We start from the raw sequence: 1,589 nt of genomic DNA on the forward strand, positions 1-1,589 counted from the left end.
ACCTGCCCAATCGCAACCGGAAGCGAACCCAATCTGTAACTTAGAAAAACTGCCCGGCGGATGGTCACAAAGTGACATGACCGATGAAGCGCAATCATTGCTTGATGTGGTACTCGCGCAAATGAACACTTCCGCTAAGTTAAAGCAAATCCTCAGTGTTCGCACTCAGGTGGTAAGCGGCATGAATTACGCGATTGAATTTGAAATGGATAATGGCGAAATCTGGAATACGATTGTCTACCGCTCGTTAGACGACGAAATCAAAATGACGCAACCTGCAAAGCTTGGACGCTTCTGCTCATAATATGCAGACATAAAAAATGGCTCCCGATTGGAGCCATTTTTATGCACGATGTTCTGTTCAGCCCATCACATTCATCAGAACTAAGCCGTGGCGATATTAGCTTTAGGCAACTTAATCGAAATCAACGTTGTCAGCGCCAAGAAAGCGAAAGAGACCCACAAACACGCCGCTAGTCCTGCTTCTTGGTAAATCCACCCCGACAATACCGTGCCAATCAAACGTCCCATGGTGTTGGCCATGTAGTAAAAACCGACATCCAACGACACGCCGTCGCCTTTGACATAGCTCACAATCAGATACGAATGCAGCGAAGAGTTAATGGCAAAGACCGCACCAAAAATCATCAGCCCAACCACAATCACGATTTCCGGCTGCCAACCAATTTGTACTCCGTAAGCAATCCCGCCCGTGATTAAGGCAAGAATCCCCGCCCACACCAATGCCGCACTTCCATCGGGCACGCGACCTTGCGCTTTACCCGTAATGCGCGGCGCAAAACCTTGCACAAAGCCATACGCGATCACCCATGATGCTAGAAAGCTACCAACCCACAAGTGATCCCAGCCAAATACGCTGCCGAGATAAACCGGCAAAGCCACTACAAACCAGACATCCCGCGCACCAAACAGGAACATGCGCGCTGCGGACAAGATGTTGACCGATTCAGACTTAGAAAAGATGTGGCTAAACTTAGGCTTATTTTTCGCTTTGCCCATGTCGGCTTCTAGCCAGATCATGCTGAAAATGAACACTACCGCGAGCACACTCGCCATAATAAACATCGAGTTTTGGAAACCCACCCAAGACAACAACAAGCCACCGACAAAGAAACCCGCCCCTTTGAGTGCGTTCTTCGAGCCCGTCAAAATCGCCACCCATTTGTAAAGTGCGCCTTGCTGCTCATCTGGTACTAGCGTCTTAATCGCACTCTTTGCACTCATCTTGTTGAGATCTTTAGCGATACCAGACAAAGCTTGCGCAGCCATCACCCAAGGAATCGTCAGCCAAGCGTTGGGCACTGCCAACATTAACAACGCAAACACTTGCATCGCTAGGCCAATATTCATGGTTTTGTTCAGGCCTAACCGGGCCCCTACCCAACCACCAATCAGATTGGTCACCACGCCAAAAAATTCATAGAAAAGAAAGAGCGAGGCAATGGCTAACGTTGAATAACCCAAGTCGTGAAAATAGAGCACCACCAGCATACGCAGCGCTCCGTCGGTTACGGTAAAGTTCCAATAGTTAAACGTCACTAACATGTACTGACGAATACTTTTGCTTA

The 1,589-nt window shown here is 48.5% G+C and carries 2 protein-coding genes; one reads left to right on the forward strand and one right to left on the reverse strand.

Features of this window, described 5'->3' with window-relative positions; genetic code table 11:
* Positions 1-304, forward strand: a 304-nt coding sequence (locus tag R7Q47_RS23945; RefSeq protein WP_318089662.1) for a cystatin family protein, incomplete at its 5' end; no start/stop codon positions are given.
* 80 nt (positions 305-384) lie between these two features.
* On the opposite strand, the gene arsJ is transcribed toward R7Q47_RS23945, so the two are convergent.
* On the reverse strand, positions 385-1,589 hold a 1,205-nt coding region (arsJ, locus tag R7Q47_RS23950; RefSeq protein ID WP_318089664.1), incomplete at its 5' end, for an organoarsenical effux MFS transporter ArsJ.

Source organism: Vibrio sp. Vb0349, from assembly GCF_033338975.1.